General features: G+C 46.0%; 12 protein-coding genes. 8 read left to right on the forward strand and 4 right to left on the reverse strand.

Going from position 1 to position 13,936, the window contains the following annotated elements; all coding sequences use genetic code 11:
* Window positions 1-106 precede the first annotated feature (106 nt).
* Window positions 107-1,168 carry an NAD-dependent epimerase/dehydratase family protein gene (locus tag ACYVD4_RS10650; protein WP_460945294.1) on the reverse strand — a complete coding sequence of 354 codons (1,062 nt, stop codon included), beginning with the start codon at window positions 1,166-1,168 and terminating at the stop codon, window positions 107-109.
* Between the two features lie 83 nt (window positions 1,169-1,251).
* On the reverse strand, window positions 1,252-3,195 hold the full coding sequence (locus tag ACYVD4_RS10655; protein WP_460945296.1) for a KUP/HAK/KT family potassium transporter: 1,944 nt from the start codon (window positions 3,193-3,195) through the stop codon (window positions 1,252-1,254).
* A 257-nt stretch (window positions 3,196-3,452) separates the two neighbouring features.
* Between ACYVD4_RS10655 and ACYVD4_RS10660 the strand changes: the two genes are divergently transcribed.
* The 8 genes from ACYVD4_RS10660 (at window position 3,453) to ACYVD4_RS10695 (ending at window position 12,321) form a co-directional block, all read left to right on the forward strand.
* On the forward strand, window positions 3,453-4,214 hold the full coding sequence (locus tag ACYVD4_RS10660) for an FHA domain-containing protein (RefSeq protein ID WP_460945298.1): 762 nt from the start codon (window positions 3,453-3,455) through the stop codon (window positions 4,212-4,214).
* Window positions 4,215-4,290: 76 nt separating this feature from the next.
* Window positions 4,291-5,271 (forward strand): hypothetical protein, encoded by a 981-nt coding sequence (locus ACYVD4_RS10665; RefSeq protein WP_460945300.1) that lies wholly within the window; start codon window positions 4,291-4,293, stop codon window positions 5,269-5,271.
* 5 nt (window positions 5,272-5,276) lie between these two features.
* Window positions 5,277-5,879 (forward strand): FHA domain-containing protein, encoded by a 603-nt coding sequence (locus tag ACYVD4_RS10670; protein WP_460945302.1) that lies wholly within the window; start codon window positions 5,277-5,279, stop codon window positions 5,877-5,879.
* A gap of 3 nt (window positions 5,880-5,882) precedes the next feature.
* A complete protein-coding gene (locus ACYVD4_RS10675; RefSeq protein ID WP_460945304.1) occupies window positions 5,883-6,674 on the forward strand; it encodes a PP2C family protein-serine/threonine phosphatase in 792 nt (263 codons plus the stop codon).
* A gap of 1 nt (window position 6,675) precedes the next feature.
* Window positions 6,676-7,464: a caspase family protein gene (locus tag ACYVD4_RS10680; protein ID WP_460945306.1), complete on the forward strand. Its 789-nt coding sequence runs from the start codon at window positions 6,676-6,678 to the stop codon at window positions 7,462-7,464.
* 33 nt (window positions 7,465-7,497) lie between these two features.
* Window positions 7,498-9,732 (forward strand): serine/threonine-protein kinase, encoded by a 2,235-nt coding sequence (locus tag ACYVD4_RS10685; protein WP_460945308.1) that lies wholly within the window; start codon window positions 7,498-7,500, stop codon window positions 9,730-9,732.
* 12 nt (window positions 9,733-9,744) lie between these two features.
* A complete protein-coding gene (locus tag ACYVD4_RS10690; RefSeq protein WP_460945310.1) occupies window positions 9,745-10,653 on the forward strand; it encodes a tetratricopeptide repeat protein in 909 nt (302 codons plus the stop codon).
* An 18-nt stretch (window positions 10,654-10,671) separates the two neighbouring features.
* Window positions 10,672-12,321, forward strand: coding sequence for a LamG-like jellyroll fold domain-containing protein (locus tag ACYVD4_RS10695; RefSeq protein ID WP_460945312.1), 1,650 nt, complete (start codon window positions 10,672-10,674; stop codon window positions 12,319-12,321).
* A gap of 9 nt (window positions 12,322-12,330) precedes the next feature.
* Here ACYVD4_RS10695 and ACYVD4_RS10700 read toward each other — a convergent pair whose 3' ends face one another.
* Window positions 12,331-13,128, reverse strand: coding sequence for a hypothetical protein (locus ACYVD4_RS10700; protein WP_460945314.1), 798 nt, complete (start codon window positions 13,126-13,128; stop codon window positions 12,331-12,333).
* A complete protein-coding gene (locus ACYVD4_RS10705) occupies window positions 13,125-13,712 on the reverse strand; it encodes an RNA polymerase sigma factor (RefSeq protein ID WP_460945316.1) in 588 nt (195 codons plus the stop codon). Before ACYVD4_RS10705 ends, ACYVD4_RS10700 begins: the two co-directional genes overlap by 4 nt.
* Window positions 13,713-13,936 lie beyond the last annotated feature (224 nt).

Genomic DNA, 13,936 nt, shown 5'->3' on the forward strand with positions numbered 1-13,936 from the left:
ACAAAAGAATCAGTCGCTTATAGTTTCCTATTCGAGTGAAAGGGAAATAAAAAAAACTGCCAACCCAGAATGAGATTGACAGTTTCAGGCTAATCTATGATAGGAATTACTTCAGAATCGGTTCAAGAGCGGCCCGGTTTTCATCAAGCCAGTCGTGAATGTCCGTTACGATTTCGCGGATGCCGAGTTGCGGTTTCCATCCGGTTAATTTTGTTACGTTGGTGTTGTCGGTAATGTAAAGCCGAATGTCGGCGGCCCGGTTTTCGGTAACCTGTTTGATCGATATCGTTTTGCCGGTTACTTCCTGACAGATTTTAGTTAGCTCCTGCAACGAGGCACTACTTTCTAGGCCACCACCTGCGTTCAGAATCTGACCGTTTACGTTATCCAGATGATGTAATTCCCAGTCGATCAGGCGATATAGATCGGCAATGTGAAGCATATCGCGGGTTTGTTTGCCGGTGCCACCGTACCCTATATACGCCAGTTGCTGTTCGAAATAATGTTTGGCAATCCAAAGCACCATAACACCCTGATCGACTTTGCCCATTTGCCACGGACCCGTAATGACGCCACAACGGTTAATCACGGTTTTCAGCCCGTAAAACTCGTTATATTCCTGAATCAGCAGTTCCGACGCCAGCTTGGTGGTGCCATAAAGTGAGCGTGCACCATCGAGCGGAAAGTTCTCCGCAATTCCTTTTGACGATACGCCCGGAACCGGTTGGTTGTCCGTCAGGACAAAACGGGTGTCGGCTTCTTCGAAGTTGAGCGTTTCGATGGTTTTGATCGGATACACACGGCTTGTCGATAGGAAAATGAAATTAGCCTTGTGTTTCAGTGCATAATTCAGGCAGTTGACCGTACCAAACAGATTAGTATTGATCAAGTAATCGGGCGTACCGTCGAGACCGGCCAATACAGAGGGTTCGGCTGATGCTTCAATCACCGTATCAACAGCCGGTAACGTATCAAAATCTTCCTTGTTACGTATATCACCGTGTAGAAACTCGATTCCAGCCGCTTTGAGCCGCGACAGGCTTAATTCTGAACCGCGACGTTTCAGATTGTCGAGCGCAAAAATCTGATACTGCGGGTAGTTCTGTTTTAATGAAATGGCCAGCGATGCCCCAACAAATCCGGCTCCGCCGGTGATAAGAATCTTCATAAATAAAGAGCGAAAGAGCGAAAGAGCGAAAGAGTGGCTGATACGAGAACTTCGCACTTTTACTCATTCACTCTTTCGCTCATTTATGATGTGATACGTTTGAGTTGTACGTTTTCGACTGGGCGGATTACCAGCGGCACTTTTTCGATTTTGACGGAACTACTGTCCAGACCAAACCAGCGATCTTCGGGCGTAGTGAAGCTTTTAATATTGAAGTAAAGATTCATAATCAACCGCTCGGTGGTCGGTAATTCGTTTTCGAAGGAGAGAAATTTCTCGAGTACAACGAAACGGAAATCACCGATAACGTTCTGACGGCTAAGCGATTCGTAGCGACTCGTAATATCCACTTCCTTATTTTTTACCATGTCTTCGATTACCTTCCGAAAGAACAGGTTGATACGTTGTTCGACTCGGAAACCTAGTTTGAACGTCACTTTGTAGGCATCGTCGGGAGCAATGGTATTTACTTTATACTCCATCGTATACGGGTCGTCAGTTGTGTCTACGTGTACGAACCAGTAAATGTCAGCGCGCTTAGGCCGTTTCTGGAAGATGGAGTAAATAATTTTGGATTCGATTTCCGACTGCCGGGCGGCATTGCTCATGAATACTATGTGCGTAGCATATTTCGGAATACTGATGTCGCGACTTAGTTCTTTGATTGCCTGTATATACTGATCGATGCGGACATATTCGGTTAATCGGAGTTTGATCTGGAATGCCCTTAGCCAGATAATCATAACAGCTGCCATAACACCGGCAATCAAGACCGACACCCAGCCGCCATGCATAAACTTGGCTAAGTTGGCAACCAGGAAGCAGCTTTCTAGCGCCACATAAAATACCAGAAATAAGGCAACCAACCACGCATTGTACTTGTGTGAATACATATAGTAGCTGAACAGGACCGTACTCATTAGCATAGTTAACGTAATGGATAGTCCATAGGCAGCTTCCATTTGCGACGATTCCTGAAAGTAAAGAACAACGCCGATACAACCGGCAAAAAGCAGCCAGTTGATACTAGGCACGTAAAGCTGACCTTTCTGGTTAGATGGATAGCGAAGTCGAACTTTAGGCCAGAAATTAAGTCGAATGGCTTCACTAATAAGGGTATACGCGCCGGTTAACATAGCCTGACTGGCAATAACAGTGGCGGCTGTAGCCACGCAAATACCGATAATCAGAAACCAGTCGGGCATCAGTGAGTAAAACGGATTTCGATCGCCGAGTGGTTGACCGATCAAACTTTCAACGAAAGCACCTTGCCCAAAATAGTTCAACATGAGGCAGGCTTTCACGTAAATCCAGCTCACCCGGATATTTGACCGCCCGCAGTGCCCCATATCTGAATAAAGTGCTTCGGCGCCCGTTGTTGAGAGGAATACCGCCCCTAATAACCAGAAAGCGCCTGAATAGCCCGTCAGAAAATCATAGGCATACATCGGGTTAATGGCCGCCAGGATCGTAATATCGTCCAAAATATGAATAAGCCCGAGCGTACCCAGCATGGTAAACCAAACCAGCATGATAGGCCCAAACGCTGTACCGACAACACTGGTACCCAACGTCTGAATCAGGAACAGAATGGTAAGAATACCAATAACGATTGGCACTGTTGGAATGTGAGGATATAGAATCCGCAATCCTTCGATGGCTGATGAAACCGAAATTGGGGGCGTAATGATACTATCGGCCAACAGAGCACTACCGCCAATAATAGCCGGAATGGTGAGCCAGCGGGCATGCCGACGTACCAGTGCGTAGAGTGCAAAAATACCCCCTTCACCCCGGTTGTCGGCCCTTAGAATCAGGATAACGTATTTGACGGTGGTTTGTAACGTAACCGTCCAGAAAATACAGGAGAGCGCTCCTCGGACGATTTCAGCCCGGATGGGCTCGGTAGTGCCTACGATTGACCGTAGTACGTATAGGGGCGACGTACCGATGTCGCCATAAATGATACCCATTGCCACCAGCAGGCCAGCGGCTGAAACGGTATCTAAATGCTTCTTATCTTCCATATAGCAGGCTTTCGCCTTCCTGGTTTACAAGCGGAACCAAACGGCGCAAATATAAACATCGTTTATATTCATTATTCGTGTTTTATCTGAAAGTTGGAGAGAAGCCAAAACCATCTGACAAATACAGGATTACAGCAGGATTTAATGTGACTTTATATATTGCCGAGTGCTCAAAATTGTGAATAACTCGCCGTCAGATCCTGTGTAGATTACAAGCTTTTCTCTATATTGCTTAGTTATTTGCCTATCTATCCTGCATGTCTTCGCCATCTGACCCTATCAGCAACAGCCAACTGGAAAAATTGATTGACGATTTTTCACAAAGCGTTATTTATACCATTGGTAGGGGACCGGCTAATCGAATTATTATTGCCAATCCGAAGATAAGCACCCAGCACGCCCGATTAATTCAATGTGCGCCAAACGTATTTCTGCTCGAAGATCTAGCTAGTAAGAATGGCGTTTTCGTGAACGATAATCGCATCACACGAAAATTAATTGATACTGCAGATAAGCTTCAGCTTGCCGACGCTACGTATACCGTTGATCAACTTTTGCAATTGCGCAAAAATGATCCCGTATATGATCCTGTAGATCCTCAGAAAGAAGAAGGGAAGCCCGTCGATACGTTCGATTTTACGTATCAATTTGCTGGTTTACAGCAAGTATATGAGCACTATCCCAAATTACGTCGTGATTGCCGGAATCGCGATAAAATGATACGTACCGGCAGCGTAATTCTATCGTCGGTAGTTGGCATAAGTGCGGTTCTGGCAACTGGCGGAACGGCCGCTCCTGTACTGCATCTTTTATCGGGGGCTGGTTTAAGTGTATTGGTGCCAACCTTATGCTCCAGCTTTTTATCGACAGACGAGAAACTGGAGGTGCTGGACAAGCAATATCGGGAGCAATACCGATGCCCGAATCCAGACTGCCGCGACCCATTCGGCTCACGAGAATGGGACTTACTCGCCCAGCAGAAAACCTGCCGCCGTTGTCAGGCGATCTGGGTAAAATAATTTTTACCTTTTTGACTTACCTTTTTCAATCATTCCCGATATAAACCCACCTATCAATCAGTAATCTGTAAAACCTATGTCCGACTTCTCCGCTCAAACTGACCTCCAGACCGACGCCATGTCTATGTCACCAAGAATTCCATCTTCCAGCGCATCTCCTGATCGAAAAAAAATGTTAGGTATCTCTGCCGCTGCGCTTTTGCTGGGCGGGGTTTCATGGGCTATCAGCCAAGAAATTACCAAGAAGAAAGATAAAGACGGGCTAGGAGGTAAAGACAGTGAAACCAACGAAACTGGTGGCACTACTATAATCGCCAAACAAGAAATTCCGGCAGACATCGACGTCGCTGGGAAAGTAAAGGACGATATGACCTTTGAGCAGGCGTTTAAAGCAGCTCGTGATGAGGTTAAGATGGGGGGCGTATTTAGCTGGCATGGCCATTGGTACAATACGTTCGAAAAAGAAGAATGGAGTAGCCTGTCGTTGCAACAGCGGCAAGAGTATACGGAGATGATTACCAAGGAGGAACTTCCGATTAAGGTATACGTAGCATCTTCTGAAACAACGGCACACGCTCAGTCTGCAACTACAACAGCCGATATAAAGCCTACTTTAATCGAAGGGTATCTGAATGGACAACCCGTGATAGGCCTCGATTTTGATCTCGATGGTGTTATTGATTCAATTGTGCTGGATGGGGCCGATGGCAATACGTATCAAGTGGTTGATACCAGTGATACGCAGGGACTCGATACGTTGTATCGTTATGATTCGCTGAGTGGCGAGTTGATGGGCGTTGAGCGGCTGGATCAACCGTTTGTACTTAGTAACGAGCAGTTTAATCAGGCACTCGAAGAAAGCATGTCAAGAGAAATCGTGGACGATATTCTCGAAGCCGATCTACCTGCTTACGAACCGCAGCCAAGCAGTCCGGCTGATCACGTAACTACCGAAAAACCAGTAGGGGAGTATTCCGATTATGATAGTCCGGCTGATTATGGAGCCGACGATGCTACGTATATCAACAATGGGAATGTGCAGGATATGGACGAGTAAATTTCATGAGTAAATTCAAAACGTCTCTTATTTCCTGCCAGCAATGTGGTCGGCGAATTATGGTGCGAACGGCCGATATGGAACGCGGTTCGATTATCTGTTCACACACAGGCTGCGGAACAATGAATGTGCTGGCAACCGATGTGCATTACGACGAAAATCTGATTACCGATTTACCATCATTTGGTCAGCTAACGTATCTGGGTAATGTTCCTAAAACGTACTCGCTGCAATTCGGGGCTAACGTAATCGGTACGTCCAGTTCGTGTACAGTTCAGGTTGAACGTATCATGCACAATGGTCGCTGTTTTATCAGCCGACGTCATTGCATGCTAACCGTTACGTTCGATAAATGGACAGGTCAGCTACGTTATCAGCTTCAGGACGGAACCATAGATCCCGCTACACAGGCCATATTGCCAAGCATGAACGGTACTCAATTAAACGGGAATGCACTGGCAAAAACGGAGTTGGTCGACGTAGCAGACGGAGGCATCATAACACTGGGTAGTGTTGATCGTTTTCGGTTAACGCACGCTGTGATAAGCCAATCAATTCTTGACGCACATAAAATTCAGACCGTATTCAATCCCGACCAAACACAGTAATCAATGCTTATTCAAACTGCTTTGCCGCTAGCCTTTTCGCACATTGGCCAACGACAAAGTAATCAGGACGCTTTGTATCCGGCTGTCGATACGGCCAATGAGCAAACACAGTTGTTTATTGTATGCGATGGCATGGGGGGGATCGATAAAGGCGAAGTGGCCAGCCAGTTGCTTTGCAATACGGTGGCCCGCTACGTATCGGGAATGGGTTTTCCTGTACTTGATAGTGTTCACATACAAGTGGCTATAAGTCAGGCGTATGATGCGTATTGTGCTTATCTGGAACAGCACCCGCTCGTAGGTCGTATGGGGTCAACATTGGCTTGTTTACAGATTCATAATCAGGGTATTACCGTTGCCAATGTGGGCGATACGCGGGTGTATCAGATACGTAGCGGCAAAGTTATTTTCCGAACGCAGGATCATCGGCAGGTCAATGAAATGGTTGAAGCCGGAATTATTGCGCCGGAACAAATAGCAACGCACCCTTGGCGAAATCGGCTGAGCCGGGCGATTGTTGCAGGATCAGGTGAGCAAAACAGATCAGCCAATCGTTCAACTCCAGACGTAGTGTTAGTAACTGACGTTCGGCCCGGCGATTATTTTTTTATATGTACCGATGGCGTTCTGGAGCAATTGACCGATCAGTTACTGGTTGAAATATTGGCAGGTGACGAGCCAGATTCTGTGAAAATACAACTCGTGCAGCGAGCTTGTGAAGAACAGACGAAAGATAATTATTCCGCATATCTAATTGGTATTCAATGCGTAGCACTTTCTGTGGAAACAGTTTGAAATGATATACAGGATACTTTTAGTAGGGTTAAGTTTTCTGCTGAGTTGCCAGAAAACCGTTTCGCAGGGACAAACATATGCCGTTGTGGTGGGTGTGTCCGATTATCAGGCACTTTCGTATGCTACCGGCGATTTACGCTTTGCCGATCAGGATGCCCGACAGGTTGTCTCGTTTTTGCAAAGTAAAACAGGTGGGGACGTACCGTCGTCGCACATCCGGCTATTAACGAATAAAAATGCTACGTATTCGTCTGTTCATCAGGCCTTATCACTTTTTCAGCAAGCCAAAGCCGGTGATAAGGTTATTTTTTACTTTTCAGGACATGGTATGTCCGACAGTTTTGTGCCTTACGATAACTGGCCGGGCGATACGCATAAATTGCTGACCCATGCCGATATTAAAGCCGCTTTTCGAGCGTCGGAAGCAAGTACGAAACTGTGCATTGCCGATGCTTGTCTGTCGGGAAGTATGACCAAACAGCAAACATCGCAGACCACTACGTTGCAAACCATAGCACGTAGCGTCAGCACCGAGAAAAATGTGGCTATGTTATTGGCTAGTCGATCTACGCAGGGAGCCATAGAAGCTGGCCGGTTGGGTGGCGGGGCGTTCACCTACTTTATGCTGAATGGTTTGAAAGGACTGGCCGATCTGGATGGAAATCAGATTGTGACGATACGTGAGCTGCATCAATACGTAGCACCACGGGTAAAGAAGATAACCCGTGGGCGGCAAACACCTGTTTTCTATGGTCAATTTTCGGATAATCTTCCTTTGTCTTATCTTTGAGTTGTAACTTGTTGTTTACGCAAAGTAAACCATATGGATCAAACGTTTACCTCTTTTCAGGACTTCAGGCAGAGGTATCCCATTCGCCCCAACGACAAAGGGGCGTTTTTGGGAAGCGGTTCCTATGGGCGGGTAATAAAAGTCGAAGATCAGGTCGAAACCGAATGGGTTGCCATTAAAATTAGTGAGTTTAAAGGCAACGATGCCCGCTCTCTCAGGGCCGAAGTAGAGCTAGCAAAACGGGTTCCGCGACAGACAAACATTGCCCGTTATGATGCGTGTTACCGGCTAGAAACCGATACCAGTGTGAGCGATTTTGCCATCATGAAATATTATTCGGATGGCAATCTGGCCGATTTGCTTCACCACCAAAAACTCACATCTAACCAGATTTATGACATCACCCGAGGCATTCTTCTAGGCCTTCAGCATCTGCATAACCATCGGATTGTACACCGCGATTTTAAACCAGCCAATATTCTTATCTCGCGTGATAATGCTGGGCGGTTTGTGCCGAAGATTGCCGATTTTGGTCTGAGCAAACTAGTAAGCGACGAAGAACTGGACAGTTCCGACTTCGATCTGAGCGATGGCCGGGGTACTCCATCATACAAAGCACCCGAGCAGATTGAAGGAAGTCGAGTAAGTTTTAACCTTGATCTATGGGCTTTCGGGGTTATTCTGTATGAAATGCTGGTTGGCGAAAAACCGTTTCGGGCCGATCTGAAAAATAGCAGCGAACAGTCAGTTCGACGCGAAATCGAAAAGAAAATTGTAACAGTTCAGTTGCCCGAACGTGTAAACCAGATTGAGGAACCATACCGAACCATTATCCGACGGTGCTTGGTTCGCGATATTCACGAGCGGGTTCGGAAAGAAGAAGAATTGCTGGATTTGCTCGACCGGATTCCGCAGTTAATGCATGAGGCAAAATCGCTTTTAGCTGCGCAACAATATGAGTCGGCACTTTCACTTTTTGAAAAGGTGCTTTCGAAACGTAGCAACCACGTAGAAGCAAAAAAAGGGGTAGTGCAATGCAAAACTGTGCAGGTTCAACAGCAAATTAGCGCATTGTTATATGAAGCGCACCAAGTCTGTCGACAAGGAGAATTTGCACGAGCGCAGCAATTGTATCAGCAGGTTTTACAGCAACAGTCAGCCAATGTCGAAGCCGCTCGTGGGTTGGATGTGTGTCTCAAAGCACTTCAGCCAAAAGCCATAGTTGAACCCATCGAACAAACCGATGTATACCAGCCCGAAGAGCGAACCGATATTTATATAAAGCCAATTAAACCGATTGGCAACGATCAAGGCTCAAATGTATTGAACTCTTCTGAACAGGACGTAGTAAAATCGCCTATCAGGTTGAGTACGGCTGCGAAGCCTTTGCCTGTGGCAGGAAGTGTTACGTCTAGGAAAACGTTGTCAAGACCTGCTTTATGGCAAATGGGTTTGTCGGCGGCTGTTTTCGCTGGAGGGTTAATGTGGTATCTGAACGGAAAAGAACCTGAAACATCCACTACGTTATCGACAGAAACTACACGTACTGAACAGACTCCGGTTCAGCGCGAGCCGGAAACACCGTCTACCGCTACGTTGCCTGCCCATGAAAACGTACCTATATCTGTGAAAGAACAGAAGGCGACCATTCTCCCTAATCCGAACGTAATAACAGAAGATTCGAGAAAAGAAGGCGATGATTATTATAAACAGGCTTCAGTAGCGTTTCGTAATAACGATTATACACGGGTCATTTCGGTGGCAGACGAAGCCTTGAAACGTTTCCCCGCTCGTCAGGACATTGCCGGAATACGTAAGGCCGCCCTAAACGAACTGGAGAAAAAAGCGTCGGATAATCCGCGCTCTTCAACTGTGGTTGCTGAACCCAAAAATGAAGACGTAGCATCTCTGCCAATAACAAAACCCACACCTGTCGAAACTGAAGAAGAGCTTAAAGAAAAAAAAGGTAAAGAGAAACGGGAGCATCAGAATACGTATAATCAACTGATTGATGATGGCCTGAAATCGGTTACCAATACCAACAATAAAACAAAAGCGAAGGCGGCTTTTGCGAAGGCGCAGGAACTGGCCAAAGAACATGCATTAGATATGGCGAAGGCCGACAATGCCTATAGTTACGTAATGAATAAAGGAAAAAGCTATTTCGAGCGAGATGAATTAGAAGGAGCAAAAGCCTGGTTCGAACTGGCGCAGGTGCTGAAAGATACCGATGAAGTCCGCCGAAAAATCAGACAATGCTCAAATTAGTAATTCGATTATATGACAAAACCACTACACCTGTTCTATTTTTTTCTTCTGATTGTTTTTGGATTGATGCCTTTGGCGCGGGTGATGGCGCAAAGCCCGGCCCGAACTACCATTGTCGACTACGAGTATGAACGATACAAAAAACGGGGCGACGACTTTTTTAAAGAAGGCCGCTATCAGGAAGCGCGTCGGCAATATCTTAACTGTCTGGAAGTGCCTGGTTTTGAGAAAGATCAATACGCAAACGCTCAGATTAACGAGTGCAAAACGGGACTAACGCTACGTCAACAGGCCGACGATGCACTACGGTTAGGGAAACGTAAAGAAGCCATTCCGATATTAGGGCAACTGCTGAATCTGAATCCTGATGATGTGCTTACAAGAGGGCAATTAGCTGATTATTACGAACGCGATGGAAATCAGTTGTTCAATCAGCGGCAGTACGTAGCGGCCAAAGCCAGTTATCAGGAAGCGCTCAAATATGCCACTACCAAACGCGAAACGTTACTTATTCAGATAGGAACAATCGATGAAATTCTGAATCCGAAACCGTCGAAACGTATTGGTCTGAAAATAGCTGCGGGCGTAGTGGCTGTAGGAGCGAGTGCTTATGCGCTTATGTTACGTAATGATTACCAGACAAAACTTGCTACGTTAAACCGAATCAGCGCGGCCGCCGATCCCACAGGTAGTGGCCAGATTGATACAGAGCAGATGTATCTTCAGTACGATAATGCCTACGTAGCAGCGGAAGCCGCCCGGAGCAAAAACGGATTGTTCAAGGCGTGCATTGGCGTTGCGGCAGTAGCCGTGCTGGCCGAAGCTTATCTGCTGATTCACAAGCCCCAATCAGCTACAAATGCATTCTACTGGAAACCTTCGTCGGAGTCAGCAGGATTGGCTATCGGTTACAAATTTTGATTGAATCCCACCATAATCATGAAAAATATCTTTATCTATTTATGTAGTCTTGCTACGTTAGCGGGGCTTCTGTGGAGTTGCGAAACCTGGGATTTACCGGGCAAAAAAACGAAGCGCAATTGTATAAAACCGTCGGGCACGCTCAACACTCAAATGCAACAGCGCCGGGTCGATTTTTCGGTTACGAACGCGAGTGGCACCATCGACAAAGTAGTTTGGGATTTTGGCAATGGAAACGTAACCAACACAACTAGCCTGACCTATACCTACATTTATCCGCAGCCAAATACCTACACGGTTAAGGTTACGTTAACGAATGCTTGTGGTATAGAAACAACGCTCCAACAATCGCTTGCTGTAAGCGATGCCATACCGCCTACTGTTACGTTACAGCCAATTACCAATATTTATAATACGTCGGCGGTGGCCGGTATGACCATTACGTCGGCGGGTAACGCAGCAATTATTCGCTACGGTATCTGTTATTCGTCTACCAATCAGGAACCTGTTCCGGCTAGTGATTCGAAAGAAGAGGTAGTTGGAAGTGCACCCGTTAATATATCGATTCCCTTGTCGTTATCGAACCTACAGCCTAATACGCTTTATTACGCTCGAAGTTATGCCTATAATGCTGAAAAGGGGCCAGGATATAGTCCGGTTGTGACGTTTCGAACGGGATTTTCGCCAGATATCATTATCGAATCCATTGGGGCGGGTATTTCGACGGCAACCGTTAATTTTCGGGTAAACTCGTTAGGAAGCCCAGCCGTTACGTCGTATGGTATTTGCTTTTCGGAGAAAGAAGTAATGCCGGAGATTCAGAATTCAATTAGTAGAATCGTTACTGATCCGAAGGTAGGAGTCAATCTGGCTGATTTGAAAGGACTCATTCCCAATACAAAATATTATTATCGGTTGTTTACAATACAGCCGAATACGAACAAACCTGTATATGGAAACGCAGCAACATTTAACACTACGGTCGATCCGGTAAAACAGGATCTAGTGGCTGCTATTTCGTTCTCCGATCAGTCGCTTCAAGATGAAAGTGGTTTTAATAATCACATTAAACTAGTTGGTAATCCAACATTTACGACCGATCATACCAATAAAGCAAACTCGGCTATTCTGCTCGATGGTATAGATGATTATATCTATATGCCTGAAAATTCGAACAATAGCCTGAACCCCGAAGCGCTCTCAATCAGTATCTGGATCAAACCCGCTCCGCTGACGCATCGAATGCAGATTTACAATAAGTCCCGGTACGAAAATAGTGCGAATGAAGTCTACAGCTCGTTATTGAAGAAAGAAAACGATGTTGGCCCAGGTACCACGATCATGACCGATATTAAACAAGGGAGCAATTGTGAACCAGGAAAAGGGTGGCAGAGTTTTCCGGTTACTAGTAGCATAGAAATGGATGTATGGCATCACCTCGTATTTACATATACTGGCAACACCGCCCGTATGTATATTGATGGTGCACTATTGTCAGTAAAAAATGACCTGCCAGCCAATAAAATTGACGTTTGTCCGGGAGCGGAGTTGAAGTTTGGGGCAGCCATCAAAGGACTTAACTGGTTCTTCAAAGGCGCTATGGATGACATTCGTATTTATAAGCGCGCGTTAACGTCAACCGAAGTGCAAACGCTGCATAATCAATAAACTACGATATTAATCGATTTTCTGTAGCACACGCTGCGCTACCGATTGGAAAGGATTGGCCGGGTCGGCGCTGATACGTTTCAGCATCGGAACGGCCTTTTCTTTCTGATTGGTTTTAACATAAGCCAGCGCCAGAAACCAATCCGCTTTCTGACGGATTTCAGCAGAAGGAGCCGCCTGTGCCTGAGCAAGTAAAGGAATGGCATTGCTGGCCTGTTTGTTGGCCAGATAACTCAATCCCAGAAAATAATTGCGGTAGTGAACTGTCTGTTTATCTGTTGGTGACGTGCGTAGCTGAGCAATAACTTCATCATATTTTCCGGCCTTATAATTTGTTAAGGCATCTAAGAATTGCTTGCGGGTATCTGGTGTCAGTTGCTCCGATGGAAACTCTTTAATGAGTTGATCGCTTGAATCGGGCGTAAAATTCTCGGCATACGCTACGTCTGTCTGGCGATCAGAAACTTGTTGATACGTAAAATAACCGATACCTACCAATAATACTACCGAAGCTGCTGCCACCCAATAACGCCAGGTCGATAAAGGACGAACAACCGTCTGTATAGGTTGAGACTGATTCTGATGAGATGGTGTTGCTGCTACGTTGTACTGAGCTTTAGCACGTTCCAGCGCACGTTCAATACCGATTGCCCGCAAACCTAGTCGAATGCTACGTTGCCGGTCTACTTCATCGCGAAGCTCCGGATTCTCCTGCATATCGCTCTCGAATGAAGCCATATCCGTTGCCGACAATTCGTTGGTCAGATAGGCTTCAATGATTTCGTATTGTTCTTCCGATAACTTCATAATCCTTTTTGTTTAGCCAGTTGCTGGTAAAACGCTTTCATTTTTTCGGCACAATCGTATCGTTTCGACTTCACCGACGATTCTTTCATGCCCAACCGTTCGGCTATTTCACGTAGCGAGAGTTCATCGACATAAAACCACTCGATGAGTTTCTGGCACTCGCCTTTCAGTTGATTCAGCGATTGACGTACTACGTTCACTACCTCCATCCGTTCCAGATCTTTTGCTACGTCGGCCGTATCGACAGCGTCGAACGTATCGGGCATGGCGTTACGTGTTCGCATTCGGGCCGAGCCTAATTCGGTGAACCATACGCGCTTGCAATACTCAAAAACAACCGTAGTGATTCGTGTACTTTCCTGAAACTGATATTTCCCCGTTTCGACGTTGAGAAAAAAATTAAGCAATCCTTTCTGAAAAGCATCTTCGGCGTCCATCTCGGTACCACTGTTCTGTTGCATCCAATGCTGAAAAGAAGGGTATAGCTCTGCATAGAGATGTTGATAGGCCCGTTCGTCGCGACGACGTAGCGCTTCATAAAAATCCCGGTCGGTTGAGTAAATGGGTAACGGTCGAAGTGCCATAGGGAGATTGAATGAACGAAGATAAAGCCTAAGGCTCTATTTCAGCGTTCGCCAGCCCTTTCCCCGACACGTTCATTGATTAATCGGTAGAGAAGGGAAAAGGTGATTGAAAATTTTTGAAAAAAAGTTGAAAAGTTCACTCACTTTTTTGCTTGTGGGCAGATACATAGCAAAATCCGGGCTATATGGCCTATCTAATTTCTAAAACGCTAAACAGTACGCTC

It is taken from the genome of Spirosoma daeguense, assembly GCF_054776875.1.

Bases quoted from the DNA above. Each gene is read 5' to 3' on its own strand.
- ACYVD4_RS10655 (WP_460945296.1), bottom strand. From the start codon at position 3,195: ATGGAAGATAAGAAGCATTTAGATACCGTTTCAGCCGCTGGCCTGCTG.
- ACYVD4_RS10705 (WP_460945316.1), bottom strand. From the start codon at position 13,712: ATGGCACTTCGACCGTTACCCATTTACTCAACCGACCGGGATTTTTAT.
- ACYVD4_RS10660 (WP_460945298.1), top strand. From the start codon at position 3,453: ATGTCTTCGCCATCTGACCCTATCAGCAACAGCCAACTGGAAAAATTG.
- ACYVD4_RS10700 (WP_460945314.1), bottom strand. From the start codon at position 13,128: ATGAAGTTATCGGAAGAACAATACGAAATCATTGAAGCCTATCTGACC.
- ACYVD4_RS10670 (WP_460945302.1), top strand. From the start codon at position 5,277: ATGAGTAAATTCAAAACGTCTCTTATTTCCTGCCAGCAATGTGGTCGG.
- ACYVD4_RS10680 (WP_460945306.1), top strand. From the start codon at position 6,676: ATGATATACAGGATACTTTTAGTAGGGTTAAGTTTTCTGCTGAGTTGC.
- ACYVD4_RS10690 (WP_460945310.1), top strand. From the start codon at position 9,745: ATGACAAAACCACTACACCTGTTCTATTTTTTTCTTCTGATTGTTTTT.
- ACYVD4_RS10650 (WP_460945294.1), bottom strand. From the start codon at position 1,168: ATGAAGATTCTTATCACCGGCGGAGCCGGATTTGTTGGGGCATCGCTG.
- ACYVD4_RS10665 (WP_460945300.1), top strand. From the start codon at position 4,291: ATGTCCGACTTCTCCGCTCAAACTGACCTCCAGACCGACGCCATGTCT.
- ACYVD4_RS10695 (WP_460945312.1), top strand. From the start codon at position 10,672: ATGAAAAATATCTTTATCTATTTATGTAGTCTTGCTACGTTAGCGGGG.
- ACYVD4_RS10675 (WP_460945304.1), top strand. From the start codon at position 5,883: ATGCTTATTCAAACTGCTTTGCCGCTAGCCTTTTCGCACATTGGCCAA.
- ACYVD4_RS10685 (WP_460945308.1), top strand. From the start codon at position 7,498: ATGGATCAAACGTTTACCTCTTTTCAGGACTTCAGGCAGAGGTATCCC.